At 33.3% G+C, this 24,565-nt stretch carries 22 protein-coding genes and 6 pseudogenes; 11 read left to right on the forward strand and 17 right to left on the reverse strand.

Annotated elements, in window-relative coordinates:
• A partial coding sequence (locus ACFX4G_RS27005) for a BclA C-terminal domain-containing protein (RefSeq protein WP_377578044.1) occupies window positions 1-642 on the forward strand: 642 nt, incomplete at its 5' end.
• 211 nt (window positions 643-853) lie between these two features.
• Here the strand turns inward: ACFX4G_RS27005 and ACFX4G_RS27010 are convergent.
• Both ACFX4G_RS27010 and ACFX4G_RS27015 read right to left on the reverse strand, forming a co-directional pair.
• Entirely contained in the window at window positions 854-1,708 is an 855-nt protein-coding gene (locus ACFX4G_RS27010; protein ID WP_377578156.1) for an IS3 family transposase, read from the reverse strand.
• On the reverse strand, window positions 1,693-1,833 hold the full coding sequence (locus ACFX4G_RS27015; protein WP_377578047.1) for a hypothetical protein: 141 nt from the start codon (window positions 1,831-1,833) through the stop codon (window positions 1,693-1,695). The genes ACFX4G_RS27010 and ACFX4G_RS27015 overlap by 16 nt, the downstream gene beginning before the upstream one ends.
• Before the next feature lie 218 nt (window positions 1,834-2,051).
• On the opposite strand from ACFX4G_RS27015, the pseudogene ACFX4G_RS27020 reads away from it, so the two are divergent.
• The 3 pseudogenes from ACFX4G_RS27020 to ACFX4G_RS27025 all read left to right on the forward strand — a co-directional run.
• Window positions 2,052-2,231: pseudogene (locus ACFX4G_RS27020) on the forward strand (IS3-like element IS1076 family transposase); the annotation flags it as partial.
• Between the two features lie 131 nt (window positions 2,232-2,362).
• Window positions 2,363-2,500 (forward strand): annotated as a pseudogene (locus ACFX4G_RS28220) (IS3 family transposase); the annotation flags it as partial.
• A gap of 15 nt (window positions 2,501-2,515) precedes the next feature.
• Window positions 2,516-3,093, forward strand: a pseudogene (locus tag ACFX4G_RS27025) (IS3 family transposase); the annotation flags it as partial.
• Between the two features lie 364 nt (window positions 3,094-3,457).
• Here the strand turns inward: ACFX4G_RS27025 and ACFX4G_RS27030 are convergent.
• Window positions 3,458-3,608, reverse strand: a pseudogene (locus ACFX4G_RS27030) (helix-turn-helix domain-containing protein).
• A gap of 359 nt (window positions 3,609-3,967) precedes the next feature.
• Complete coding sequence (locus ACFX4G_RS27035; protein ID WP_377578050.1) at window positions 3,968-4,144, reverse strand: hypothetical protein; 177 nt, start codon at window positions 4,142-4,144, stop codon at window positions 3,968-3,970.
• Between the two features lie 79 nt (window positions 4,145-4,223).
• Here ACFX4G_RS27035 and ACFX4G_RS27040 point away from each other — a divergent pair, with 79 nt between their 5' ends.
• From ACFX4G_RS27040 to ACFX4G_RS27065, 6 genes and pseudogenes are all read left to right on the forward strand, one after another.
• Entirely contained in the window at window positions 4,224-4,433 is a 210-nt protein-coding gene (locus tag ACFX4G_RS27040) for a hypothetical protein (RefSeq protein ID WP_377578053.1), read from the forward strand.
• Window positions 4,434-4,588: 155 nt separating this feature from the next.
• Window positions 4,589-5,158 carry a glycosyltransferase gene (locus ACFX4G_RS27045; protein WP_377578056.1) on the forward strand — a complete coding sequence of 190 codons (570 nt, stop codon included), beginning with the start codon at window positions 4,589-4,591 and terminating at the stop codon, window positions 5,156-5,158.
• A gap of 99 nt (window positions 5,159-5,257) precedes the next feature.
• Window positions 5,258-5,674, forward strand: a complete 417-nt coding sequence (locus ACFX4G_RS27050; protein ID WP_377578059.1) for a hypothetical protein — start codon at window positions 5,258-5,260, stop codon at window positions 5,672-5,674.
• Window positions 5,675-5,717: 43 nt separating this feature from the next.
• Window positions 5,718-6,989 carry a glycosyltransferase gene (locus tag ACFX4G_RS27055; protein WP_377578062.1) on the forward strand — a complete coding sequence of 424 codons (1,272 nt, stop codon included), beginning with the start codon at window positions 5,718-5,720 and terminating at the stop codon, window positions 6,987-6,989.
• A gap of 117 nt (window positions 6,990-7,106) precedes the next feature.
• On the forward strand, window positions 7,107-7,889 hold the full coding sequence (locus ACFX4G_RS27060) for an FkbM family methyltransferase (protein WP_377578066.1): 783 nt from the start codon (window positions 7,107-7,109) through the stop codon (window positions 7,887-7,889).
• Between the two features lie 210 nt (window positions 7,890-8,099).
• Window positions 8,100-9,194 (forward strand): annotated as a pseudogene (locus ACFX4G_RS27065) (IS3 family transposase).
• A gap of 39 nt (window positions 9,195-9,233) precedes the next feature.
• On the opposite strand, the gene ACFX4G_RS27070 reads toward ACFX4G_RS27065, so the two are convergent.
• Window positions 9,234-9,515 carry a hypothetical protein gene (locus tag ACFX4G_RS27070; RefSeq protein WP_377578069.1) on the reverse strand — a complete coding sequence of 94 codons (282 nt, stop codon included), beginning with the start codon at window positions 9,513-9,515 and terminating at the stop codon, window positions 9,234-9,236.
• 728 nt (window positions 9,516-10,243) lie between these two features.
• Window positions 10,244-10,717: a hypothetical protein gene (locus ACFX4G_RS27075; RefSeq protein WP_377578072.1), complete on the reverse strand. Its 474-nt coding sequence runs from the start codon at window positions 10,715-10,717 to the stop codon at window positions 10,244-10,246.
• Between the two features lie 158 nt (window positions 10,718-10,875).
• Here ACFX4G_RS27075 and ACFX4G_RS27080 point away from each other — a divergent pair.
• Window positions 10,876-11,130: pseudogene (locus tag ACFX4G_RS27080) on the forward strand (DDE-type integrase/transposase/recombinase); the annotation flags it as partial.
• Window positions 11,131-11,322: 192 nt separating this feature from the next.
• On the opposite strand, the gene galU reads toward ACFX4G_RS27080, so the two are convergent.
• The 11 genes from galU to ACFX4G_RS27135 all read right to left on the reverse strand — a co-directional run.
• A complete protein-coding gene (gene galU / locus ACFX4G_RS27085; RefSeq protein ID WP_377578075.1) occupies window positions 11,323-12,195 on the reverse strand; it encodes a UTP--glucose-1-phosphate uridylyltransferase GalU in 873 nt (290 codons plus the stop codon).
• A gap of 60 nt (window positions 12,196-12,255) precedes the next feature.
• Complete coding sequence (locus ACFX4G_RS27090; protein ID WP_377578078.1) at window positions 12,256-13,023, reverse strand: GT-D fold domain-containing glycosyltransferase; 768 nt, start codon at window positions 13,021-13,023, stop codon at window positions 12,256-12,258.
• A gap of 525 nt (window positions 13,024-13,548) precedes the next feature.
• The gene (locus tag ACFX4G_RS27095; RefSeq protein ID WP_377578081.1) at window positions 13,549-14,754 is read right to left on the reverse strand and encodes a hypothetical protein; all 1,206 of its coding nucleotides are present in this window, start codon (window positions 14,752-14,754) and stop codon (window positions 13,549-13,551) included.
• Between the two features lie 190 nt (window positions 14,755-14,944).
• Window positions 14,945-16,153 carry a hypothetical protein gene (locus ACFX4G_RS27100; protein WP_377578084.1) on the reverse strand — a complete coding sequence of 403 codons (1,209 nt, stop codon included), beginning with the start codon at window positions 16,151-16,153 and terminating at the stop codon, window positions 14,945-14,947.
• A gap of 348 nt (window positions 16,154-16,501) precedes the next feature.
• Window positions 16,502-17,425, reverse strand: a complete 924-nt coding sequence (locus tag ACFX4G_RS27105) for a polysaccharide pyruvyl transferase family protein (RefSeq protein ID WP_377578087.1) — start codon at window positions 17,423-17,425, stop codon at window positions 16,502-16,504.
• A gap of 64 nt (window positions 17,426-17,489) precedes the next feature.
• Window positions 17,490-18,188, reverse strand: coding sequence for a galactosyltransferase-related protein (locus ACFX4G_RS27110; protein WP_230185203.1), 699 nt, complete (start codon window positions 18,186-18,188; stop codon window positions 17,490-17,492).
• Window positions 18,189-18,283: 95 nt separating this feature from the next.
• Entirely contained in the window at window positions 18,284-19,171 is an 888-nt protein-coding gene (locus tag ACFX4G_RS27115) for a hypothetical protein (protein ID WP_377578090.1), read from the reverse strand.
• Window positions 19,172-20,689: 1,518 nt separating this feature from the next.
• Window positions 20,690-20,935 carry a hypothetical protein gene (locus tag ACFX4G_RS27120; RefSeq protein WP_377578093.1) on the reverse strand — a complete coding sequence of 82 codons (246 nt, stop codon included), beginning with the start codon at window positions 20,933-20,935 and terminating at the stop codon, window positions 20,690-20,692.
• Window positions 20,936-21,657: 722 nt separating this feature from the next.
• The gene (locus ACFX4G_RS27125; RefSeq protein ID WP_377578096.1) at window positions 21,658-22,170 is read right to left on the reverse strand and encodes a hypothetical protein; all 513 of its coding nucleotides are present in this window, start codon (window positions 22,168-22,170) and stop codon (window positions 21,658-21,660) included.
• A gap of 526 nt (window positions 22,171-22,696) precedes the next feature.
• Entirely contained in the window at window positions 22,697-24,010 is a 1,314-nt protein-coding gene (locus ACFX4G_RS27130; protein ID WP_377578099.1) for a UDP-glucose dehydrogenase family protein, read from the reverse strand.
• A gap of 369 nt (window positions 24,011-24,379) precedes the next feature.
• A partial coding sequence (locus ACFX4G_RS27135; protein WP_377578102.1) for a hypothetical protein occupies window positions 24,380-24,565 on the reverse strand: 186 nt, incomplete at its 5' end.

The following is a 24,565-nucleotide window of genomic DNA, read 5'->3' on the forward strand; positions in this document are numbered from 1 at the left end:
CCAGCGGGTCCAACGGGGCCAGCAGGAGACACAGGTCCAGCAGGTCCAACGGGGCCAGCAGGAGACACAGGTCCAGCGGGTCCAACGGGGCCAGCAGGAGACACAGGTCCAGCAGGTCCAACGGGGCCAGCAGGAGACACAGGTCCAGCGGGTCCAACGGGGCCAGCAGGAGACACAGGTCCAGCGGGTCCAACGGGTCCAACGGGTCCAGCAGGAGCAACGGGCACAAGTTTAACTGCTAACTCTATGTTTGCATCTAATACAAGCGGTAGTACAATTGCAGTTGTAACAGCCGGTACCGATGTTCCTCTTCCTGATCACACAACCTTAGATAGTTTTTCCAGTGTAGATAATATTACCTTTACTGTTCCAGCTACCGGACGCTATCACATCACATATCAGATTAATACAATAGCTGCATCATTTGCTAAATCACGCCTTCTACTAAATGGTACTACTCCAATTCCTGGTTCTATAGTATCTCCAGCTTCCGCTACTTTAATTTATAATAATGATGTCATTTTTTCCTTAGTCACAGGTAACACAATTACACTTCAGTTATTTGATCTAACGGGTAATGTTACCTTGGTGAATGATGGAGGAGCAACAGGAGCGGCTCTAACAATCATTCGTTTAGACTAATAAAAACTTTTTATAGGGAGGTAGCCATTATGGCTGCCTTTTATTAATTTTTCTTTTGTTCCTTTTACACAAATTAATAAAAATATATACAATATTTTTCTGCTACAAATATTATCAGGAGACAGGTTACATAAGCATTGGATTTAAGTCAATAATTTGGACACAAAAAAGTTAAGTCTTAAGCTGTTTTTCTAATGTGATCTTCAATGGCTTAAGGTGTTTGATAGCCCAGGCTGCTATGAATTCTATTTCGATTGTACCAGCCTTCTATAAACTGGAACATTGCCATCTTTGCAGATGGATATTCGGTGTATTGTGTATGATAGACTTCTTCTTTCTTTAGTATGGCATGAAACAACTCTATACAGGCATTATCATACGGACAGCCTTTCTGGCTGAAAGGCTGCTTGATTTCATGTTTTTGGATATGCTGAGTAAACTCACTACTGGTGTATTGTGAGCTAAAATCGGTATGAAGAATTAAATCCTTTCGAGGCTTTTGAGAAGTGCAGGCGTTTTGAAGTACTTCAATGATCAGTCCGGATGTAAGAGAATGGAAAAAGAATAGCCAACGATTTTTTGCATGTAGATCCAATACAGACGCCAAGTAGCACCAGCCGTCCCTTACCGTAGGGATATACGTAGTAGCCGCCACCCCTTTCTCATTAATAGTCTGGATAGAGATGTCCCATTTTAAAAGACTGTTCAGCTGTACAACCTTTTCTTTTGAAGGATAGGGACGGTATTTTTTCTTGGTAATCGAACGGATACCTGCTTTTTTCATTAAGGGTTGAACGCGTTTTAGACTTAGAAAAAGACCGTTGGTTAATAAGGTTTTATGAATTTTTGGTGCCCCATAACGTGCTTTACTTTCCAGATGAATCCATTCGATTTCCTTCGTGAGTTCTTGCTTTTCCTGTTCACGCTTTGACACTGTTTTTTCAAAAGGTTGATAGTACCTGCTTCTTGGAACAGCGGGCACTTCACATATTTTCTGGACGGGATACCCACCTTTGTGTTCCACGATAAAATGATTTAGCTCGACTTCGGTTACTTTTTGGTAAATATGGCCATAGCCTTGTTTAAGATTTCTACTTCTTGTTTTAACCGAAGATTTTCTTTCTTAATTTCGGCTAGCTCTTTTGGTGTCAAGGTCTCTTTCTCTGAATCGATGGGCGTAAATTCTTTCACCCATTTATAAATGGTTATTTCTGATTCGCCATATTCGTTGCTTAATTCTTTAACCGACCTTCAAGAATGATACAAATTTACAATCGTTTTTTTAAAATCATTATTATATTGTTTGCCTGCAGGTTTACGTTCCAATTCGGACACATCCTCTCAAAAATGATTGTAAGGACTTAATTAAATTTTGTCCATAAAAATATACTAACTCCAATCCGAATACTCTATATCGTTGGATAAGTGAATATGAAGAATATGTGGAAAGTACGTTTCCAGGCTGTGGAAGCGCACTTTATAATTCTCAGTATGAAATGAAAAAGCTTAAGCGTGAGAATGAAGAACTTAGAAAAGAGCTTGATTTACTAAAAAAGTTCCGGGTCTTCTTGAAGAAAAAGAATGTGTAAGATTTCAATACTTAAAAGAAAATAAACACAAATATAACATCAAGAAGGCCTGTAAAACGTTAAACATCTCACGATCAGGTTACTATGAATATTTACAGAGAAAACCTTCTAAAAGAGCTTTAGAGAATGACGTGTTACGTGCGGAAATACAGGAGATATTTAAGGAACATAAGGGACGGTATGGATCTTTACAAATTACAAAGGTCCTTGAGAAGAAAGGCATCAAGGTAAATCGAAAAAGAGTAGGAAAACTGATGCGTCAAATGAAGCTGTATGCGAAAGAAAGTCGGTATCACTATAAGCGTTATAATAAAAAATCGCCTTCTATAGAAAGACCCAACCTCTTAAATCAAGTTTTTCATACAGACGGGCGAAATAAAATATAGGTCGGTGATATTTTACCTATATCCCTACTCAAAAGAGCACTTTATACCTTGCGGTATTTGTGGATATGTACTCGAGAAAAGTGAGTGGTTGGTCCATGATGAAAGATTCTCTTGTTATAGACGCTTTTTTACAAGGGTATAAGAAAGAACATCCTCCAACAGGATTAATTATCCATACAGACCAGGGGTCTCAATATACAGGTAGTAATTTTCAAGCCATACTGAAAAAATATGGTGCTGTTTCAAGTGTTAGTAGAAAAGGAAATCCTCATGATAATGCATTAATGGAATCTTTTTATAAAACCATAAAAAGAGAGCTCATTCATGGTGCCCAATTCAAGACACCAGAACAAGCTCGAAAAGAAGTATTTAAATATATAGAGCTCTACTACAATACCAAAAGAATGCATTCTTCTCTGCATTATCTTTCCCCTATTGAATACGAAAAAGCCTATTCATTCATCATAATAACCTAGTTTAGTGTCCAGTAAATGTTGACAAGTCCAGGTAAGATCAGTCTCCTATAGTGCACATGGATGTGCCTTTGGTATGTTATTCGATATACATGGGCTTGTCATCTGCGTGTCTTATCCACATTTTTCTTTCTCCTTCCTTTTGTTATTTTGTTCAACTATCTTACCCCAATTGTTGTTGAAGAATGGTATTTTTTTCTCTGATTTGAATGTATGATTATGTAAAGAATCGCATGTTCAAAAGGCTGCCAATTGGCGGCTTTCTTATGGCGCTAACGCACCTGTTAGTTGAAGGAATCTGTTGTCTATTATTCTTGAGTGTCTTCGTCACTTTTGTAATGTCTCCAGGTTGGCATTCTAATGCTTTTCAAATTTCCTCTAAAGTTGAAAGCCTAATTGCTTTTGCCTTTCCATTTTTCAATATAGAAAGGTTAGCCCTATTCCGACCCTCTCCGAAAGTTCTGTTAAACTCTTTTTCCTTTTGGCCAACATACATCAATATTGATTATAATTGCTATATTATTCACCTCAGACTATTAAGCCATTTTCTGATTTTATATCGATAGCATCTTGTAAAAGCCTTTGAATAGTCTAAAACCAAGGCTGATTAATGTTTCGTCAACTTAATTTAAAATGTGTTTTTTTGAAAAATCATAACGTAGTGGTGTATCACCTTCTCGAAAACGTAATCTGTAATTGTTGAATAGCAGGTTGCCCTTTCCTATAAAAGGCTACTTAGCTCCTCTTTTAAGAACTATTGTGAGTATTTTTTGCATATAACAAAAAAGTAAAAGTAAATATATAAAAGTAAAAGGAGGTGTAAGAAACTGCCTAATATCTTTCTTGATTTACGTTTATCTCAACATATGGGCACTAGTTAAGGGGCAATTCCGGTTCCAACCACACCTGCTTTTTTTGGATGTATTGGTCCCCAAGCAAATGCCGTCGTTGGAACACCAGAACAGAACAGTGTGCGCTTAGCTTTATGGAGGACAGTAGGGAGAAGTGTTTCCGTACCCAATACTCTAACAATCACAATTGAAAGAAACAGCACGGGTTCACCGCCCGTTCCGGGATTAGGTACTGTGATATATTCTTTAACTTCTGAGCTTTCTGCCGATAGTTTAGATACAATGATTAGTTTCCATGCTGTGGACTTTCCTTCAGCAGTGGTGGTGACCGGTCAGATTCGATACACAATGTTTATTAAAGCTGCCAGTGCACGGCTTACTCTTAGAGGGCTTGTTGCCTTTAGCGGGATGGCAACAGTTAGAATGTTCGATGGTACATCAATAAGTGGACCAACGGGAGCCACCGGACCAATCGGACCTACAGGACCATAATAAATTAAGTAGTTATCTGATATCCTCCACTTGTTCAAAAAGAGATATATTCTCATTTTTCAATAAGTGGAGGTTTAATTTTTTTGTTTTTTGTAAATGTAAAGACAATCTAATAAAAAAATGGAATTTATTACTTAAAAGAAGGGAAAGGCTCTATGGAAAAATTGAAGATTGCTGTTTATGCTATTTGCAAAAATGAAGCTAAATTTATAGATCGCTGGATGGATTCCATTGAAGAGGCAGACATGGTTGTTGTTGCTGATACAGGTTCTACTGACGATAGTGTGGAAAAATTGGAATCTAGAGGAGCGATTGTATATAGAGTAGAGATTAACCCATGGAGATTTGATGTCGCAAGAAATATGGCCTTGAATTTTGTTCCAGATGATGTTGATGTTTGCATCATGCTAGACATGGATGAAGTCTTTGAACCCGGATGGAGAGAAAAAATAGAAAAAATCTGGACGCGAAAAACAAACAGATTACAGTATGTTTTCACGTGGAGTTTTAACTCCGATGGGTCCAGAGGTATAACCTTTTTAGCTGATAAGATTCATAGCAGGCGGGGATATAGATGGGTAAGTGCAGTGCATGAACACTTAAAATTTTATGGGCCCAATCTTGAAGTTTATGCCAAGGAAGAATCAATCAGGATTAATCATTATCCTGATCAAACTAAATCCAGGAGTCAATATTTACCTTTATTAGAATTTACTGTAAAATAAGACCCTGATCATGACCGAAATATGCATTATCTTGGGCGAGAATATATGTATTACAACATGTGGGATAAATGTATAGAAACTCTTAAGAAGCACCTAAGTATGCCATCAGCCACATGGAAAGATGAACGATGTGCTTCCATGAGGTTTATAGCTAAGGCATATAAAGAGAAAGGTGATCGTAGAGAGGCTAAAAATTGGCTATATAAAGCAATTGCTGAGGCTCCACATCTCAGAGAACCCTATATAGAAATGGCACAGTTTGCTTACGAGGAGCAGGACTGGCCAACGGTATATCACATGGCCGAAGAAACATTGAAAATACAAGATCGGACGCTTTCCTATTTGAATGAACTGTTTGCTTGGAATGAAACCATTTACGACCTAGGAGCAATAAGTTGCTATTATTTAGAAATGTATTATAAGTCCTATGAATGGGCAAAAAACGCATTGGAAATAAATCCGAACGATGTACGACTACAAAGCAATTTGAAGATTATCAAATTAAAAGTTGAATAAATTATTTGCCAGATTTGCTTTTTGTAAATAAAAGAGGTGATAAATGGTGAAAAAAACCAGTTCAAAACCAACACCACACACAGAATTAGAAAAAAAGATATGTCTTTGTATGATTGTAAAAAATGAATCAAGAATAATAGAAAGATGTTTAAATTCAGCTAAATCTATGATTGATTTTGTATCCATTTGTGATACGGGTTCCATTGATCAAACACCTGAAGTTATTGAAAACTGGTGTAAAAAAAACAGTGTGGCTTTTACTGTACATCATAAATCGTTTGAAAATTTCGGATATAATCGGACATTAGCTGCAAATTTGGCAAAAGAGACTTATCCAGAAGCAGATTATTTGCTGTTGCTTGATGCAGATATGATATTAACAGTTAACCCTCTGTTTAAAAAGAGTAGTTTGAATAAGAGCCAATATCTTATTATGCAATATAATAAGCATATCAAATATTGGAATACTCGACTTATTAAGACATCCTTACCTTGGAGATGTGTTGGGGCCACACATGAGTATTGGGATATTGACCGTTCGATGATAGGATCTGAACAATGTCCTGATATAGAGACAAAAGGAAAACTTGATACCCTGGTGATCAATGATCAAGAAGATGGGGGGAGTAAGAGTGATAAATTTGAACGGGATAAACGATTATTATTAGAAGGAATCGACAATCCTACAACCCCGTCAAATTTAAGGGTTAGATACTTATTTTACTTAGCACAAACATTTTTTTGTCTCCATGAATTCGAGGAATCGATTAAATGGTACAAGAAAAGAGTGAAAGCTGGGGGGTGGGAGGAAGAAGTATTTTATTCTCTACTACAAATAGGTATTTGTTATGAACGTTTGGCTAGTATATCTTCCTTCAAATTGAAACAGTTGGTTAAGGAGGCAAACGAAAACAAACCCTTGGTTGATCAATCTACCATTGATAACTTAGCTCAACAGGAAGAACAATACTTGGCCCTTGCTACTACTTATTTTCAGGAATCTTGGGAGTATCGACCAACTAGAGCTGAACCCTTGTATCACCTTGCAAGAATATATCGAATAAACTCAAAACACAACATAAGTTTGATGTATGCAATACAAGGGAAAGAAGTGCCTTTCCCAAAAGGTGATGTTCTTTTTCTAGATTATCACGTTTATGACTATCTTTTAGATTATGAAATTTCCATATGTGCATATTATATCGAAAGCAAACGCGATTTAGGCCGTTCAGCTCTCAATCGCCTTCAATCTAAGGTTGAACAATTGCCGAAAGATATAGCTGGATCTGTTGAAAGTAACGCAAAGTTTTATTAGTACTATGACTGTTGCAATACCGATACAATACCATTCACTTTGCGGCAGTATTTGCTCGTAACGGATTACTTGATTGATAGAGATAAGATCAAATATAAGAAGGGTGATGTATGACTCATGTCTTCAGATATAAAAACTATCTTAAAAAATGATGTTAATTACAGTGTAATTTCGAAACCAGCGACTGAATGGATATGGAATGCAATACATCAGAATAAATGGGAGGAACAAACATTTAAAATCTTTGACAGATTCTTAAATCCAGAAAATTCATACATTGATCTAGGAGCCTGGATTGGGCCAACCGTATTGTATGGGGCACATAAAGCCAAACATGTGTATGGAGTTGAACCTGACCCAGTTGCGTTTAATGAACTGATTACCAATATTCAATTAAATCCTTTAATTGCTAAAAAAGTAACTTGTATCAATGCTGCATTGGCTGAGGAATCTGGTACTATTAATTTATATATGAGGAGTGAATTTGGTGACTCTACCTCAAGCCTCATTCCTACAATTGCGGAGAATTCTTGTAAGGTTAAAGCTATTACTATACATGATTTAATAAATGAAAATCATATTGAAAATATAAACTTCATCAAAATGGATATTGAAGGAGGAGAGTATTTTTTAATCCCCACTGTACATGATTTTTTACAATCCCAAAAACCAACTTTATATTTATCTATCCATCCTGGATTTTTAAAGGAACATGTGATGTTGATATCCAGTAATCAGGGTGAAACTTCGGATTATTTCAATATTCAAACTGAAAAATTACTGGATTGCCTACAGTTTTATAAGTATATATATGATATTTTTGGTAATCAAGTAAAAAAAGATGCAATTTTAGACGTCATGTGCACTGGGGAATTTCTATTCACAAATGAATGTTGGTGAATTGGAGCGAGTGATAATGTGTTCTACAATTGACAGAAGTTAGTTTTAGATCAGATATCTCCTAAAACATCTCAGTTTTTTTGATTTTTATATCCAAAGATATCTCTTATAAAAAAGATTGAGCACCTTGGGACTGACCCCATAGAAAAAACACCTTTAAGTTAAAAAATGGGTATGTAGTACCTAATAATAACTTGGAGGTTTTTTTCTATGGGAAGAAGAGTTAGCTATCCAGTAGAAGTGAAATTAAAAGTAATTGACAGGAGATTGACAGGAGTACCGGTCAAAGAAGTTATGGAAACCTTACAGATTTGCAACCATACACAATTCAAAACATGGATGAAATGGTATAGAAATGGTGAAGTCTATCGCCTGGCACAGCCTGTTTGGCAGCAATACACCTATCGAAAAGGGGCTCATTCTCAAGATACTTCATCAAAATTACAAGCTGAAAACCGATATTTAAAACAATAGATTGAAGTCTTAAAAAAGTACAACGAATTGGAAAGGGGGTGGCACCAGAAGTTGTATGGAACTTAATGGAGGAATTAAAAGGGAAACTGCCTATCTCTCAAATCTGTCAGTGCCTGGGTATTCCTCGATCCACTTATTATCGTTGGCAAAAAAATGAGCACCGAGAAGAAACAAAGAGAAAGAAAGGGATAGAACGAAAAGTTGGTGAACAGTACCTTAAACATAAATTTCGATATGGCTATCGAAAAATTACAGCATTACTCAATCAAATCATGCCGATTAACTATAAAGTTGTACAGCGTGTCATGCACAAATTCGGTTGGCAATGTCGTGAGAAACAGAAACACCCGGGACAACCTTATCAGATTGCAGGAAACGTGTTACACCATAATTTCCGAGCAAATCACCCACTTCAAAAGCTGGCCACCAATATTACCTACTTGCCTTTTAAACCTAAACAGTTGTATCTTTCAAGTATTCAAGACTTATTTAATTGCGAAATCACTGCGTATTCGATGGGGAATTGTCAAAACGTAGAATTTGTTTTAGATACATTAAGCCAACTTCCTTCTTTCCCTGAAGGATGTACGTTGCATAGCGATCAAGGTTCAGTCTACACTTTATATGAGTATCAACAAAAATCAAAGAAAGAGGCATCATCATGAGCATATCCCGCAAAGAGACACCTGCAGATAATCCCTCCATTGAAACGTTTCACCTCGATGAGTTAACATGTACTACGACCATCATCGTAGAACAAATGGTCGAAAACTATAACAATTGAAACTAAGCATCCAGTCACCGGTACAATACCGACAACTAGATGTTTAAAAGGTGGTTTGATCCCTGTCTCGAAAATAGAGTTCAGCCCTATTTCCCTTTAGTTTTTTTTCTGAAATTATTGCTTCTTACTTTAGTTTTCTTTCCATACTTTCTAATAATCACACCACCTTGATTAGCATTCTGTCCACCTTTTTTAGCAATCTGCCCCCCCTGATTAGCATTTTGTCCACCATTACCACTAATTTGTCCTCCAGTTTCAGCATGGTTATAAATGTTAATTTGAATAAAGATGTTTGCTCTTTTCTGCTTTTTATGTTGATTATTTAATTTTTTGTTATAGTAACGATAATATTTTTTTATTGCAATCACCTTCCTTCTTAACTTATTAATATAGTCTATTCATTGATAAATAGAGTGTGTGGATGCTTGTCCGATAATATTTGAATTCTTATAAAAAACTACTGTTTAGGTAATATAGTTGATATGGGACATTTTTTTCTACTTTTAAGATGTATGCCCTATACATTTTCAGTTAAGTCGGGCAGGAAAGGACTCTCACGAGTATCTCCCTATCTAAGAACCGCAATTGACAGATTTTCTGTCATACCGGTTAAGCTTTATTTAAAATACGGTCTTTCTACTCAACAAAAGAAGAATGGAAGAAGAAATAAATTGAATTCACTTATATGAAAAGATTCCTTCTAAAAAAGACGAAACCTTTTATATTTTCACAATATCATTTTTTAAAAACAGGATTCTTAAGATGGAGTACATCAATCATTATGTTATTTTGAGTTATCTTATTTACAAGACATCTATTACAAACTACAATTTTATATTAATCTTTTATTCAACAAACTTTTTATAGGTATTTATTTTCGTTAATAAAATCCTAATTCACATTATATTCCATAAGTAAATATTAAAATATTTCATTAAAAAAAGTTTCAATATTTACTTTCAATGTAGAAAAACAATATATTTGTCTACATTATGTGTATTAATTAAAACTTAATAATTTAGAAGTTAGTTTTATACTTTACATAATTAAAAACAAGTAGTATAAAGGTTATTTACTTCCACTAAGTAAATAACCTTCACTTACCCTTTCGATGTTCGATCATTTGGTTAATAATCTCTTGATGAGATTCTAGAATTTCTCTAGTAGTAAAATTATGATTTTTTGCATGGCGAGAAAAATTAGCTTTACTATACCATTGGTTACATAGAGGGCAAGGCAATTCATTTTCTATCTCATAAGACGCTGAAGTCCACCGAGTGGAGGGGAGAGAAGTTTTTCGGCCAACCACTTTTGTAGTTGGATCATCTTCTTTTTGTATAGGAGTTTGTACTGAATTTGTAGTTACAGCGACTTCATTTGTATACGAAGTGTATACATCACTCTCTATTTCCTCTTTAATTAGAAGATAACCCGCCTCAGACATGGACAAACCAAGGTCTTCACAACGTTCTCGAAACTGATTGTAGATGCTTTCAGGCATTCGAATCGGCAATACTTTAGTGGGTTCCTTTCTTTTAAATTGACGTGCATATTTATCTAATCTTCCCATTTTGATCACCCCATTTATAATTTGTATATAGTTTCAATACAAATTAGATAAAATCCTCCTCACAGGGTGTATACAATTTGTAGTCGTCTTCATTAGTTACGTAGACAATATAAGACTTTGGTTAACACAAAAGTCTTATATCTAGGGTTCTGAAATATGTAATGAATAAATGGATTTATCTATATCGTTCCGTTGACTTTGAAGGAAATATTATTGATTTTTATCTAAGTAAAATAAGAACTAAACAAGCAGCCAAGTCCTTCTTTAAGAAAACCTTGGCCTTTTCATATATTTCTATACTTCTCGTAATTGCAGTAGATAAAAATTCTGCTTATTCCATTACTATCTAGAAGCTAAAAAAGATGCCTCAAGGCATCCAAATAAGAAAAATTAAATATCTAAATCATATTATCTGGCTAATATGATTTACCTAAACAAACACTATCCAACAAAATATCAATAAGGGAAGTTGTCAAGTTGGTCCTATCTCTAGGCATCTCTATAACAATTAAATTCTTTTTATTCATCTTCTCCCACTAATACCATCTTTGTGTTATTCACCTGCGATTTCCTATGAAATTTGATGAATAAACAAATAGTTAATTTTAGGTTTTTTTTGATACGATGCTCTTCATAAATTGAACTAAATCTTCTTGCAGATCTTCACGTTCGATTGCAAATTCAATAATGGTTTTAAGATATCCTAATTTTTCACCTATATCGTAACTTTTCCCTTCAAAAATTTGTGCATATACATTTTCATACTTAAGCATAGTTTGAAGAGCATCCGTTAATTGAATTTCATCGCCAACTCCACGTTCTTGTTTTGCTAATAAATCAAATATTTTAGGAGTCAAAATGTACCTTCCAAATATAGCTAAATCAGATGGTGCATCTTCTATTTTAGGTTTCTCTACTAAGTTCTGAATGTTAAAAAGTGGTCCATTTCCCTGCTTAACATCTACAATTCCGTATTTACTTACGTCAGACTCATTAACACGTTTAACACCTATAATTGAAGAATTACATTCTTCAAATAATCTAATCATTTCTTTTAAACAGGGCTTTTTCTCTTTAATAAGAGTATCTCCTAGTAAAACTGCAAAAGGTTCATCACCGATAAAGTTTCTGGCACACCAAATCGCGTGTCCTAACCCCTTTGGAACTCCTTGACGGATATAGTGAATATTCGCTAATTGAGAAATATTTTGCATTTCATTTAAGATTGTTAATTTCCCTTTATTCTTTAAAGTTTCTTCTAACAACATTGAAGTATCAAAATGATCTTCAATAGCTTTCTTGCCTTTTCCAGTCACAATAATAATATCTTTAATGCCAGATTCTACTGCCTCTTCAATAATATACTGTATTGTGGGTTTATCAATAATAGGTAACATTTCTTTGGGCATTGCCTTTGTCGATGGCAATAGCCTAGTTCCTAGACCTGCTGCTGGAATGACTGCCTTTCTTACCTTCACTAAATTTCTCCTCCCTAGTTAGCAAAAATTTTATATAAAACTGTTATATTTTAAAAATTTCTATGGAATTAAACCTTTATTCGCTCCACGTGAAAAGTGGTTTAACCCGGCCTTTTTTTGTACTATATACATCAATGATTTCCCAAAATCAATTCCAATGTTTCCTGTCTCAGCAACTTTCTGAGCAAGAATTAGAGCGTTTACACCACATGAGATAAGAGCGATATCATAATTATCTTTATTTTCTTCAATAAACTTTAGCGTGTCTGCCATTTGATCATGATGGTGAAAAGTGGTCCTCATAGTGACATTTAAATTATAAGGTTTTTTTCTTAAAGTCTGGGTCACTTTATCTGACCACTTATCCTTAGTGATAATCAAAATTCTTTTACCTTGTAACGCTTTCCAAAAATCACTTCTTTGAGCAAAAACTCGATTTACAAAAGTATGGCAACAAAGTTTAGGAGTAATCCCAAAGTGTTTAAATACTCGATCAGTTAATGGACGCTTTAATCTGTCCTCTGTAAGAATTGGATCATTTTTATAAAAAGGAATACCAACTATACTGGCTTTTTTAATGGCGTCTACCATTTGATCTCGTAAATTTATATTCGGAAGAGTAACTCCTTTATTGTCTCGATCTTTGTTTGCATTTCGTGCCCATTTCTCTTTCATTACTTCATTCATCGTCATAACAGAATTTTGAGCTAATATAATATTTTCTCCATCCCCCACTCGTACTAAAGAGAATGGTTTCTTTTTATCAATTGCTTGTTTTAACTTTTTTAAAACTTGATCAACGCTCAAGAGTTGGTCGTCAGAAATCATGTACATTACTCCTTTAATTATATTTTTTCAATATTATAAGGTATGTTTCAATCCCATTCGTTGCTATCTTATAGTTGCCGCCTTGTAGGGTGAAACTAAATTTCCATAGATGTCTACAAACTTGATTCGTATAATATTTATAGACAAAATTTTGAAATGAATATTAAGACGCCCGTATATTTCTTTACAGGAAGACCACAAGAGATATATTTAAATAACCTTTCAGAAACAGATTTATTTTTGACTAGCGTTTAGGAAAATAAAAAGTTCAGTAGAGAAACAATAGATTTATTGAAATCAGAACATTATTCATTTAGATAGAGAGGATTAATTTTTATTAGCTGCGGGATTTTATTGAAATAGATATGTCCATACTTATATAGGAGTAGTTCTGATTAAGAAGAGAGGATAAGCGGTTATTTTAAAGCACACAGTGAATGTTTTTAAAAGGAGGAAACAGTGTATTGGAGGGTCAATAGATAGAGGTGATAATTAGCAGTTGTTTTCAAAGGTATACTAACCACATTAACTAAAAAAGTCTTTCCTTCTACGCTGAAAATTAACTTTTACAATCCATTGACAAAAATTATAGTATTCAGAATTTGAATCTGGCATTTTAGCACTTAACTTTTTCTGAAGTATTTTCCACTGGACTTTATTTAATTTCATAAATGACTTTTTATTTTTCTTCATGTACTGTAATAATTTTGCATTCATCCGAAAACCATGATTGCTTGGATTTACCCCTTCTGCAAGAAGATTCGCCATTGTACGAGCACACTTCTCACACTTCCCACAATTTTGTCCTTTTTTTGATTCCCAGCATACCCTTAGCTGCAGTTTGGAACCTTTCTTCTTTATATAATCTGCGATAATTTTTATCTTATCAAACCTATTTAGCTTCGTACCGTCTAAAATAACCTTTGTTTCACCCCATTTAATATTATTCTCAATTAATGGATGCGATCCCCATGACGTGGAATACAAATTGTTGTTATTTGACAAGAGAGGCGTGGAAGCAAAATGAATCTTATCCACCCCCTTAATAAAGGTTAACGGAGCAGATAAACCCACTAGACCCAAACCATGTTGAACTCCTCCCCACCATCCTCTAAGACCCTGCTTAGCATAGTCCTTATTAAGGTTGCTCTCATTTAGAAAAGACCTGAGGTTTGTTTGAATAAAGAAAGGTGTAAGTCTATGCTCTTTGGCAAATTCTTTAGTATGCTTCTTTACCTTATTCCACCCTTCCTTTTCTGATAAGGGTATATCTGCTCCTTTAACCGTCAGTAGATAAGGATTCTCTTGACTTTTTCTTATATACGATGCTATGGAATCTACTCCTCCACTAAAAAAGAGCCCACTTTTTTTCTTTCCATACCCCTTATTTTTCTTGATTTTCTTATATTTTATATCTCCCTTAAAAGAATGTTTGGGATATAACTTTTGGAAAGAATTTTTTAATACATTCAACGCTTCCAAAAACTGTTGATCAATTTCTTCAACATAAATATCAGCTCCTGCAATCCAAGCAACGGGGCATATGTTTGATAAAGCAGGAATGAGTAGAATACTTTTAGGTACTGAATCTATATTTTCATTTGATTCCATATAAAAAGTTGTTTCTTTAAAATACCTGCCAACTTTTCCTGAACAACTAAAACGACAATAAAGTTTATTTCCATTTTTGACTTGAGGAGATTCTAGAACTACTTTATTTTGAATGCTCATTTAACAAGATCTCTCCTTATACATTATGAATACCATTACCTTAATGAAAAAATAATTTTCTTATTCTTGTTTTATTTGAATTGTGCATCTTAAAAATTTTATTTCATACCATTTAGTTGGATTTATTAAGATTTACTTCTATCACCTTAAGTACAACTAATGAAAGAAATGAAGAAAAGTTATAAACTTATTATGATTTGTTCTGGAAGTTGGTTTTCAAAATCCACTGACAAAAATTATAGTATTCAGAACCCTTATCCGGTAAGTTTTTACTTAATTTTTTTTGAATCATTGTCCACTGCGATTCTTTGTTTTCATTTAATCTAGTAAATAACTTTTTATTTTTTTTCATTGACCTTAATAAATTCTTATTCATTCTAAAACCATGATTACTTGGATTTACTCCTTCCGAAAGTAAACTAGCCATTGTTCGAGTGCATTTTTCACACTTCCCACAATTGCTTCCTTTTTTTGATTCCCAGCATACCCTTAATTGTAAATTAGGATTTTTTTTCTTAATATGCCTTGCGATAACTCCTATCTTATCAAGCCTACTTAGATCCATACTTTCCAAGGCCACCTTCGTAGCCCCCCATCTAAGATTATTCTCAATTGATGGATGAGAACCTTCCGGCTCTGGGGTAAAGTTTAAATAATTGTCAACCGATATTATACCTGGTGAAGATGCAAAATAAATTCTATTCATTCCTTTAATAAAAGCTAAAGGGGCGGATAAGCCAACTGTACCTAAACCATGCTGAATTCCTCCCCACCAACCTTTGAGACCATTTTTAGAGTAGTCTTTATTAAGGTTGCTTTCATTTAAAAAAGACCGAAAGTTTGATTGGATGAATAAAGGATAAAGCCCGTTTTCTTTAGCAAATCGTTTATTATTATCCCTTACTTTTACCCACCCTTCTTTTTCTGATAGTGGTATATCTGCTCCTCTCACAGTCAATAAATATGGCTTTTGATTTTGTTTTCTTATATACGCTGTTACAGAATCTACTCCTCCACTAAAGAAAAGCCCACTTTTTTTCTTTCCATATCGCTTGTTTCTCTTAATTCTTTTATACTTGATATCTCCCTTAAAAGAATGTTTAGGGTATAACACTTGAAAAGATTTTTTCACCGCATTTAGTGCTTTTAAAAATTCTCCATCAATTTCTTCGACATAAATATCGGCTCCTGTAAGCCAGGCAACAGGACAGATATTTGATAAAGCAGGAATGGCAAGAATACTTTTCGGTACAGATTCAATGTTGGCATTTACTTTCATGTAAAAGGTATCTTCTTTAAAATACTTACTTACTTTTCCTGAACAATTAAATTGACAATAGAGTTTATTTCCATCTTTGACTTTAGGAGAATCTAAAACTATTTTATTTTGTTTTTTCATTGGAAAACTCTCTCCTTTTTAGACAAACTCATTGATTATCTAAGATTCGACTAAATGACTATAGAAATGGGTAATGATATGTGTTTAATATATTTATCACTATGCATTTTCATTAGTTAGGATTGGAAAATATAAATTCTTTAATAACAGCCTTCCACTATAAAAGAATTTTACATTTAAAAATACATAATAAAAAATTCTACGTTATATTTAGTGCGAATGATAAAAACCTGTCCATTCTCAGTGAATTATCCAAATTTATTTCACTTTAAATTAATTATGGTCTTTTACCCATTATCAACAAGCAGGTTACAGCTGATCAGCCGTACTTAATTACAATGATTCTTATCACTTAATAAATTTCGTTTTGTTTACCTTGTGAGTCCATGTACGATAGTATTGATAATTCTTACCATAAGAATTATCGTACAGTGTATTTTCCTTATTTAATAAACAAGCCAGAATGTGACCATGTAACCGTGTTGTAATCACGTTATTATGAGTACTAAATAATGATACTGCTTTATTTATTAAATAATCACTAAATTTAGACCATGCGACAGCATTATTAACTTTCTTATTCTGATATTCTTTTTTTATTTCTTGGACTCTTTTAGAATCTTTTTTAGTTACTAAATCGTTCCAATCAAAAATATCTTGATTGTTCCCTATTTTAAATCTATTTTTCTTATTAACTTCTTTATCTCTACGTAATAAATATAGGGGTTTTTTCTGTGAAGAGGTTAGAGGGGTTAGAGGCCAAAGTTCATGAGCCATATCCGGTGAAAGGTATAGATTTTCACTAAATCCTTTTAACTGATTTAAACTCCGTTTATCTCGAGCATAGATATGAAGATCTGGATGTTTACTAAATAGTTTTTTTGCTTTTATATAGTTTTTGTTATCTTTGAAATACAAAGTTTGAGGTAATATTACGATACGGTGGTTAGGATATTTTGAGATAACGGATTCTCTAAAGTGTTGATGACTCACCCATAGATCTCCGAAATTACCTCCACCATGAAAAACAATAATACAATCTTTAGGGATTGATAAGTTCTTTGGAAAGTTAAATACTGAATATCTTGCCTTAACTTTTATGTTGTTATTCTCAAAAAATTTCTCGGTTCCTTTATAGATTAATAAATCACCAACGTTTGTATGCAAGGGATAATCAAGGTAATATATTTTAGAACCAGAAGGAATTACTTTTAAGATATTACGTAATTGCTCCTTTAATTTCCCCATTGGATGTTTCTTATCTTCTGCCATCTTTACTTAATCCCCCATTTAATATGATTTTTCTCATTTAAACATTAAACTACAAGAACTTTTCCTACTTTTTACGTTCGTTAATCAATTTTTTCATTTGTTTTGCATTTCCATTTGCTTTTTCGTATTTCTTGTATAAATTATTATTATTTTGGATATTTGGATTGCCTTTAGGTCCTACTTTAGGATGCCATAGATGATATATAGAATTATTGTTAATTCTTTTATAAGGTCCACACAAAGTATTCATTGCGTCTCTAAACGCGTTATCTTCTCTTCCCCATCCTCTAAACCTTTCGTCAAATCCTTTAATACTGTTAAAGTTTTTACGGCTAACCACTACCACTCCACTTACAGGTTTAACAGTTTTATTTCCAAAACGCTCTGTAGATTTGACTTTTGTTGAAAAAGGCCATTTAGGAGAACTACCCAATAATTTTGCAGTACTTGCTTGTGAGATGTCTAACCATTTACCATAGGGAATAATCCAAGCGTGTTTACTAAGCAGTGGAATGGCTTTAATTAGAATTTCTCTACTGTATATAACATCTGCATCAGCTATAACGAATATAGGTCTGGTTGCTTTTTTAGCTGCTCTATTTATAGCTTGTGATCGGTTGAAAGGTTCACTTTTGCTTCTACCAATACACAATTCAACTTCCGGCATTACATTTTTATAGTAGGATATTACCCACCTAAATAATTTATCCCTTATACCTCTGTCTGGTTTATACGGGATTAATACTGATACTTGATTCAACATTTTTATTCCTCCTTACTCTTACTGCGTCAGAACAATTCTTTCTTAAAATCACTTATAAAATAACGTTTAAGTAAAACTAATCTATTAGTTTTATTTCAATTAATTCGAAAATATTTATAGAACCAAGCTTCTAATTTTTCACCTTTTATACCATAATCTTTAGCCGAAATTCCCGGATCTTTATTCCCCTTTAACATACTGTTATTGTCACCATGTGAAAGAACCCAGATTACAAAAGGCAGAGTAATCATTTTATAGTCTTTGTTGAGTTTTTTTAGACGATCTGGGGATTTTGGGTGTGCCTTCAACGTTAAGATACCAAAAGCATTGCCTTTCTTTTTCTTAGGATTAGGAAAATCTTTCTTAGAGAAATAAAAGAGCGCGTTAGTTCCACATTTTTTATAGAAATCGCTTGTTTCCCATATTTCTTTCCGTCCAATATTTGTTATTAAACCTTTCTCTAATATGAAAGCATTAGAAAATGGCTGGGATCTTATATACTCTACAAACCTGTGATGTATCCAGTCATCCGCATCAACGGCCATAAAATACCCAGAGAACCCTATTTTGTGTAAGTACTCACCTATTATTTTTCGTTTACGCATTTTATCTCGTGAGAATCCTTTTGGACTTGTAGGTGAAGAGAATTTTACTGGTAACCACTTAACTCGCTTATCCTTTAATTCCTTAATATTTGGTTTATTGTGCCCGGCAATTATGACACGGAAATGTTGGTCAGTATTCCTAAATATTGATTTCAAGGTATTCGATAGGTTTTTCTGTACCTTGTTCCAATTTCGAGATACCTTTTTACTTTTGAGTGAAATTCCGAAAACAATGTCTTTATTGTTTGGTGTTGTATCCGACTGTTTCTGGGTATCCGAGTTATGTTGTTTTAAAATTTTTTCAACTTCATCTAATTGCTTTCTAATAGGAGACTTCACTTTTTGATTATTCTTTTGGTTGTTCTTTTGTTTCGCCACCTATTTCCCCTCCTTTTCCGTAGATCAATATTAGATAAATCTAAAAATTCGTTCTCACTTACTAGTAATTAGATTCTGATATTAAGAGACCATAATAAATAATAGAAACTTAGATTCCTGTTAATTTAATGGTTATAATTTAAGTTGAGAGGTTTATTCATAAGTTCGCTGGAAATCTAGGCAGAGTTTACCCTTTGGTAAAACTGCTTCCTTTAATCATATGCACTGCTTGAAGTCTGGTGCAAAAAACTTAAACGATTCCCTAAATTTAGACATACTAATACCATTACTTTAAAGGAGGAGTATAACTGGCATGGAAACCAGAAATTCAAGTAAAAAGAAACCTTCTCAATCTGCTCTTTCTTATTATCAAATGGTATCTATTATAAAACCTTCTTTTATGTAATTAGATAGAAAAGATGGATAGTACTCTTTATTTTTTATGTAATTATTAGAGACTTTGTTCACAAGTAAGAGAAAAATACTATAGATTAATTTACAAAAATGAAATAAATATGAAAGAGCCTTACCAAAAGAGAAAGATTAGTATGACATGTTCAAATTCTCAATATTATGAAACATATTACTTTTATAATAAAAAATAACACTTATTAACTATATTCAATAAATAGCCTTTTCGTAGTTTAAAATTACACAACAGGTTGTAATATCATTGTCTATATAACTTGAATTTAATAAAGAAGAGATGTCTAGTTGTTATCCCTTACTAAATATGTTTTTATTGAGATGTACAAGATCAGTATAGTTAGTCGAGGGATAGCAGTCGTAACTTGAGGATAGGCTTCTTTCTTAATTCCCTTTTATTATTACAACGAGTAAGAAGTAATTTTATTAATTGCCTTTGATTTAATCCCCCATAAAAGTTATTAGGCGAATCTAACTAACACCTACTTTAAAAATAGACACTCTTCAAAGGATAAATCCAATCACCAAGAAATGGCCCTTGACTATATTTTATATTTTACTTGTATTCCTTATATTTACATCATTCTCATTACTATTTTGGTTTAATATAGGTACTAAATCATAGTAGAAGCTAGTAGTTGGCTCAACACCAGCAAGAAATATTAGAAAGAAACTGTCATCTTTCAAAAAGCAGAAGATTCCATTACATTAATTGATAGAATATAACGTATTATAAAATATTAGTGGTAAGTAAAGGATTCGCTTATTTTTTTAGCATTTAATTGTAATGAAGCGAGAAGATTTGTATTGAGCCAATATCTCACACAATAATTCAGTCTTGTCCAACATTAACATCTTCGTTATCAGTAGAATTACTGGATTACACAGGAAAAATTGAACATGGATGTTCATCAAGCCGGGAACATAAATCAGATCAGTAGAAATTATAAACATACCCTGTTGTTAATCTACTGATGTCCCTAGGATAAAAATTCTGCATTTCGTCATACAACCAACCAAAACTAAATAATTTTATTCTTACAGATTTCTTGTTCTGAAAAAGTTATTTTATTTTGACTTTTTGAGTAATCTCTATTGTGCATCCACATTTTTTCTTGTGATCTTTGTTCTTACATCCACATTTTTTCTTGTGATCTTTGTTCTTACACCCACATTTTTTCTTGTGGTCTTTGTTCTTACACCCACATTTTTTCTTGTGGTCTTTGTTCTTACACCCACATTTTTTCTTGTGATCTTTGTTCTTGCATCCACATTTTTTCTTGTGGCCTTTATGCTTGCATCCACATTCTTTCTCGTGGTCTTTATGCTTGCATCCACATTCTTTCTCGTGGTCTTTATGCTTGCATCCACATTCTTTACAGTTGGAGCTTTTTATACATTTTGCAATGTAATAATCCCTCACTCTATCACTTCCTTTCTTTGGATTCCTTGTTATTATATTCAGTGATCTTAAAAATGCTTGTATGCTTGTCTTAAAATTCCTCCTAAATTTTTTTATGTTCCTTTTAAGTTACAAATCGCCCAGAAAGGAAATAGAATAATGTTATTACTACTTATTTTCTCTCAAAAAAAAAACCTAATTTCCAATTAGGTTTTTTCTACTTCACCAATTTTAAATAAAATGAGTTTTTATTAATTTTGTTTTATAAAGTTTTCTAGATAAAAAATCTTCTAACATAGCGAAGATAACTTGTGGTTTAAAATATAAAGAATTCAATAAATTTCTAAAAATGTCTACCGCGATGTCAAGAGATCCTTACAGTTTCCTTAAATACACTAATCAAAGAACTTATATACTCGATATTAGTCTGAATAACCATATAAAATGAGCCTATTACTTACTAAATATGTAGAGTTCTTGTTTAGTTTATTGAGGCCTAAAATATCTCCAAAAAGATACTTATAATGTGAAAATGTTTTAAATTCTAAACATTTAAATTTATTACCAAAAAATCAGACTGTTAATTGACAGCCTAATTTTTTGGTAATACACCCGGTATCACCTTTCAAAACAGGTATAGAAATATCAGCAGAATAATTTACCAAGCTTCCTTATTATCTTCTACGTAAAAAATACCAGCAATGTTGTCGCAGCATTCAATAAACGTCCCTTTCACAGGAATCGATTCTAGATCAGAATCCATCATTTCTCTGTCAAAGCTGAAAACTCCTAATCCTGTATCAGGGTCAAAACTTTCTAAAGTAAAAATAGTTGGCTCCATCCCATCAACTGACACAGGTTGTGAAGTAGACTTATTTAGTAACAGTAACTTATTTTCATACTCTGACAATAAATCCGTATCATCGCTATTAGCAATTTGATCTAATAATTCACAAACACAGCTCTTATATAAAGGTTCATTATCTTCCCATAATGCATCCGTACTTTCATCTAGCGTGTCAACGTCTTCATCGGATACATCTACATCTTCGTATGGTGTAACAATTCTTTCGTACAAAGTATCAGTGCTTATTCTTTGAACAACCTTTGCTTTTTTAACTTTAATTTCTTTCATAATATAATAATTATTTTCCTCTTCAATTAAGTTCATGGTAAACCTCCTTCAAAATGGACACACTTGATGGACACACTTGCTCATTACTAAGTTCCGTTAACTTAACGTATTTCTCGCTTATAAACATTTATTAATTAACTAACTACATAGATAAGATACAAAATGTATAAACCTATTTTTATTTCTAGACTATAATTAACATCATTTAATGGAATTTTATTCAACAGCTTAAAAACTCTTTGTTAGGTGACAATCATGGAATATATGTATTCATGTACTAACAAAAGTGTGCCTATACAAGCCTAAGAATTTCTCACAAAAAACTTTTTCCCTTTTTTTAAAGTAAATAGAAATTTTTTTGGGGGGATTAAATAATATAAGAGGCTATTAAGGAATGTTAGTAGCCTCTTTGTTTTTAATTAAATTCTTTCTAAGAATAAATAAGTGAGTATTCTAGAATTCAGAAGTTTTATATACGATGGGAGATAAGTGAAGAAATTAGGGGGAAGTTTATACAATTATTTATATGAAGAGTAGTAATCAGTCTTATCCTTATTGCAAATTAGGGTTCTCTTAATACAGTTGGTCTTCCTATTGAGTGATATTCGACACGAAAACAATTTGCATCCTTTAGTGAAAAACAATTGCGTCCATCAAAGACAATCGGATTTTTCATTAACTGAACTGCCTTCTCTAAAAAAAGTTCAGTGATCTCTTTCCACTCTGTTAAGATAAAGACAACATCCGCCTCTAGAAGCGCTTGTTCCAAAGAATCTACATAATTTATTTCTTTTGGTAAAATCTCTTTTGCTCTTTCAATACCTACTGGATCGTACCCAATTACCTGGGCACCTTCCCTCAATAATTGCTGTGCAATATAAATAGAAGGGGCTTCTCTCATATCATCAGTATATGGCTTAAAAGTTAATCCTAATAAAGCTATCTTCTTGCCAATTAAACTGCCAAAGCGTATTTTTGCTTTTTCTACCAGCACCAACGGCTGCCTTTCATTCACTTTAATAGTAGATTTAATAATTTCTAGGTTATACTGAGCATTTTCAGCAATCTTAACCAATGCACTATTATCTTTTGGAAAGCAGGAACCTCCATATCCAATACCAGCGTTTAAAAAGTGTGAACCGATGCGTTTATCAAGTTTCATTCCTTTTGTAACATCTTCAATATTCGCTCCAACTTTATCACATATGTTAGCTATTTCGTTTATAAAACTGATTTTTGTTGCTAAAAAAGTATTAGATGCATATTTTATCATCTCAGCACTGTAAATATCTGTTTTGAATACAGGAATATTTAATGGCTTATAGACTTCTTCAAGAATATTTGCAGCTTGTTCATTGTCATGCCCAATAATAATTCGATCTCCATGAAAAGTGTCATTTATTGCTGATCCTTCACGTAAGAATTCAGGGTTGGAAACAACCTGTATTTTAAATTCAGTTGTTAGATTATTCAAGACTATATCTTTTATATGCATGTTAGTTCCAACTGGAACTGTACTCTTCGTAACAACGATTACATCGTTTGTTATATTTTGAGCAATATCCTTAGCGGCTTGTTCAATAAATTTTAAATTGGCTGAACCATCAACTTCTTGGGGAGTACCGACAGCTATATATATAATTTGCTTGTTAGCCAAACCTGCTTTATGACTTGTAGTAAAGTTTAACCTTTCTTTTTGAATATTCTTTACCATCAATTCATCCAATCCTGGCTCATAAATTGGTGAATTTCCTAATCTCAAGCTTTTTACTTTTTTCTCGTCTATCTCAATACATGTCACATTATGGCCTATTTCTGATAAACACACTCCTGTTACCAGACCCACATACCCTGTACCTATTATGGCTATATCCATGAATGTCCTTCCTTTCTTTAACATGCTGATTATTTGTTCCTAAATAAAGTTCTGAAACTAGTATTAAATTGTTTCATTTAAAAATAAAATCAGCTAAATGTTAAGTTAATAGTGGATGATTTAACACAATTTAGTATTATCCACTTTTATTAGTTTAATCAGAAACGAAATTCCTCTATTTCACTTATAACCAATATATGTTGAATTCTTTTAGTGTTATAGGCATTTAACATAATGTACAAAGATATTTTTAAAGAAAGATAAAAGTATATAGGTATTCTTAATAAGACTATTAACATTGCCACTGGGCATGTTATAGAATCGTTATTATCTCAAACATATTTAAAAAATTTATTCCATAATATTATTTTAGTTCCAGAATTTCCACCATTTTTTATCAGCTTCTGGCTGCGATGCTTGCTGTGGCTGCGATGCTTGCTGTGGCTGCGGTGCTTGCTGTGGCTGCGGTGCTTGCTGTGGCTGCGATGCTTGCTGTGGCTGCGGTGCTTGCTGTGGCTGCGGTGCTTGCTGTGGCTGCGATGCTTGCTGTGGCTG

This window comes from Priestia sp. YIM B13486, from assembly GCF_042787865.1.
In the GTDB taxonomy this organism is placed as follows: domain Bacteria; phylum Bacillota; class Bacilli; order Bacillales; family Bacillaceae_H; genus Priestia; species Priestia megaterium.

Excerpts from the sequence above, each read along its gene's own strand:
- ACFX4G_RS27040 (WP_377578053.1), top strand. The coding sequence starts at position 4,224 with ATGATTAGTTTCCATGCTGTGGACTTTCCTTCAGCAGTGGTGGTGACC.
- ACFX4G_RS27045 (WP_377578056.1), top strand. The coding sequence starts at position 4,589 with ATGGAAAAATTGAAGATTGCTGTTTATGCTATTTGCAAAAATGAAGCT.
- ACFX4G_RS27050 (WP_377578059.1), top strand. The coding sequence starts at position 5,258 with ATGCCATCAGCCACATGGAAAGATGAACGATGTGCTTCCATGAGGTTT.
- ACFX4G_RS27055 (WP_377578062.1), top strand. The coding sequence starts at position 5,718 with ATGGTGAAAAAAACCAGTTCAAAACCAACACCACACACAGAATTAGAA.
- ACFX4G_RS27060 (WP_377578066.1), top strand. The coding sequence starts at position 7,107 with ATGTCTTCAGATATAAAAACTATCTTAAAAAATGATGTTAATTACAGT.
- ACFX4G_RS27075 (WP_377578072.1), bottom strand. The coding sequence starts at position 10,717 with ATGGGAAGATTAGATAAATATGCACGTCAATTTAAAAGAAAGGAACCC.
- ACFX4G_RS27090 (WP_377578078.1), bottom strand. The coding sequence starts at position 13,023 with ATGATTTCTGACGACCAACTCTTGAGCGTTGATCAAGTTTTAAAAAAG.
- ACFX4G_RS27095 (WP_377578081.1), bottom strand. The coding sequence starts at position 14,754 with ATGAGCATTCAAAATAAAGTAGTTCTAGAATCTCCTCAAGTCAAAAAT.
- ACFX4G_RS27100 (WP_377578084.1), bottom strand. The coding sequence starts at position 16,153 with ATGAAAAAACAAAATAAAATAGTTTTAGATTCTCCTAAAGTCAAAGAT.
- ACFX4G_RS27105 (WP_377578087.1), bottom strand. The coding sequence starts at position 17,425 with ATGGCAGAAGATAAGAAACATCCAATGGGGAAATTAAAGGAGCAATTA.
- ACFX4G_RS27110 (WP_230185203.1), bottom strand. The coding sequence starts at position 18,188 with ATGTTGAATCAAGTATCAGTATTAATCCCGTATAAACCAGACAGAGGT.
- ACFX4G_RS27125 (WP_377578096.1), bottom strand. The coding sequence starts at position 22,170 with ATGAACTTAATTGAAGAGGAAAATAATTATTATATTATGAAAGAAATT.
- ACFX4G_RS27130 (WP_377578099.1), bottom strand. The coding sequence starts at position 24,010 with ATGGATATAGCCATAATAGGTACAGGGTATGTGGGTCTGGTAACAGGA.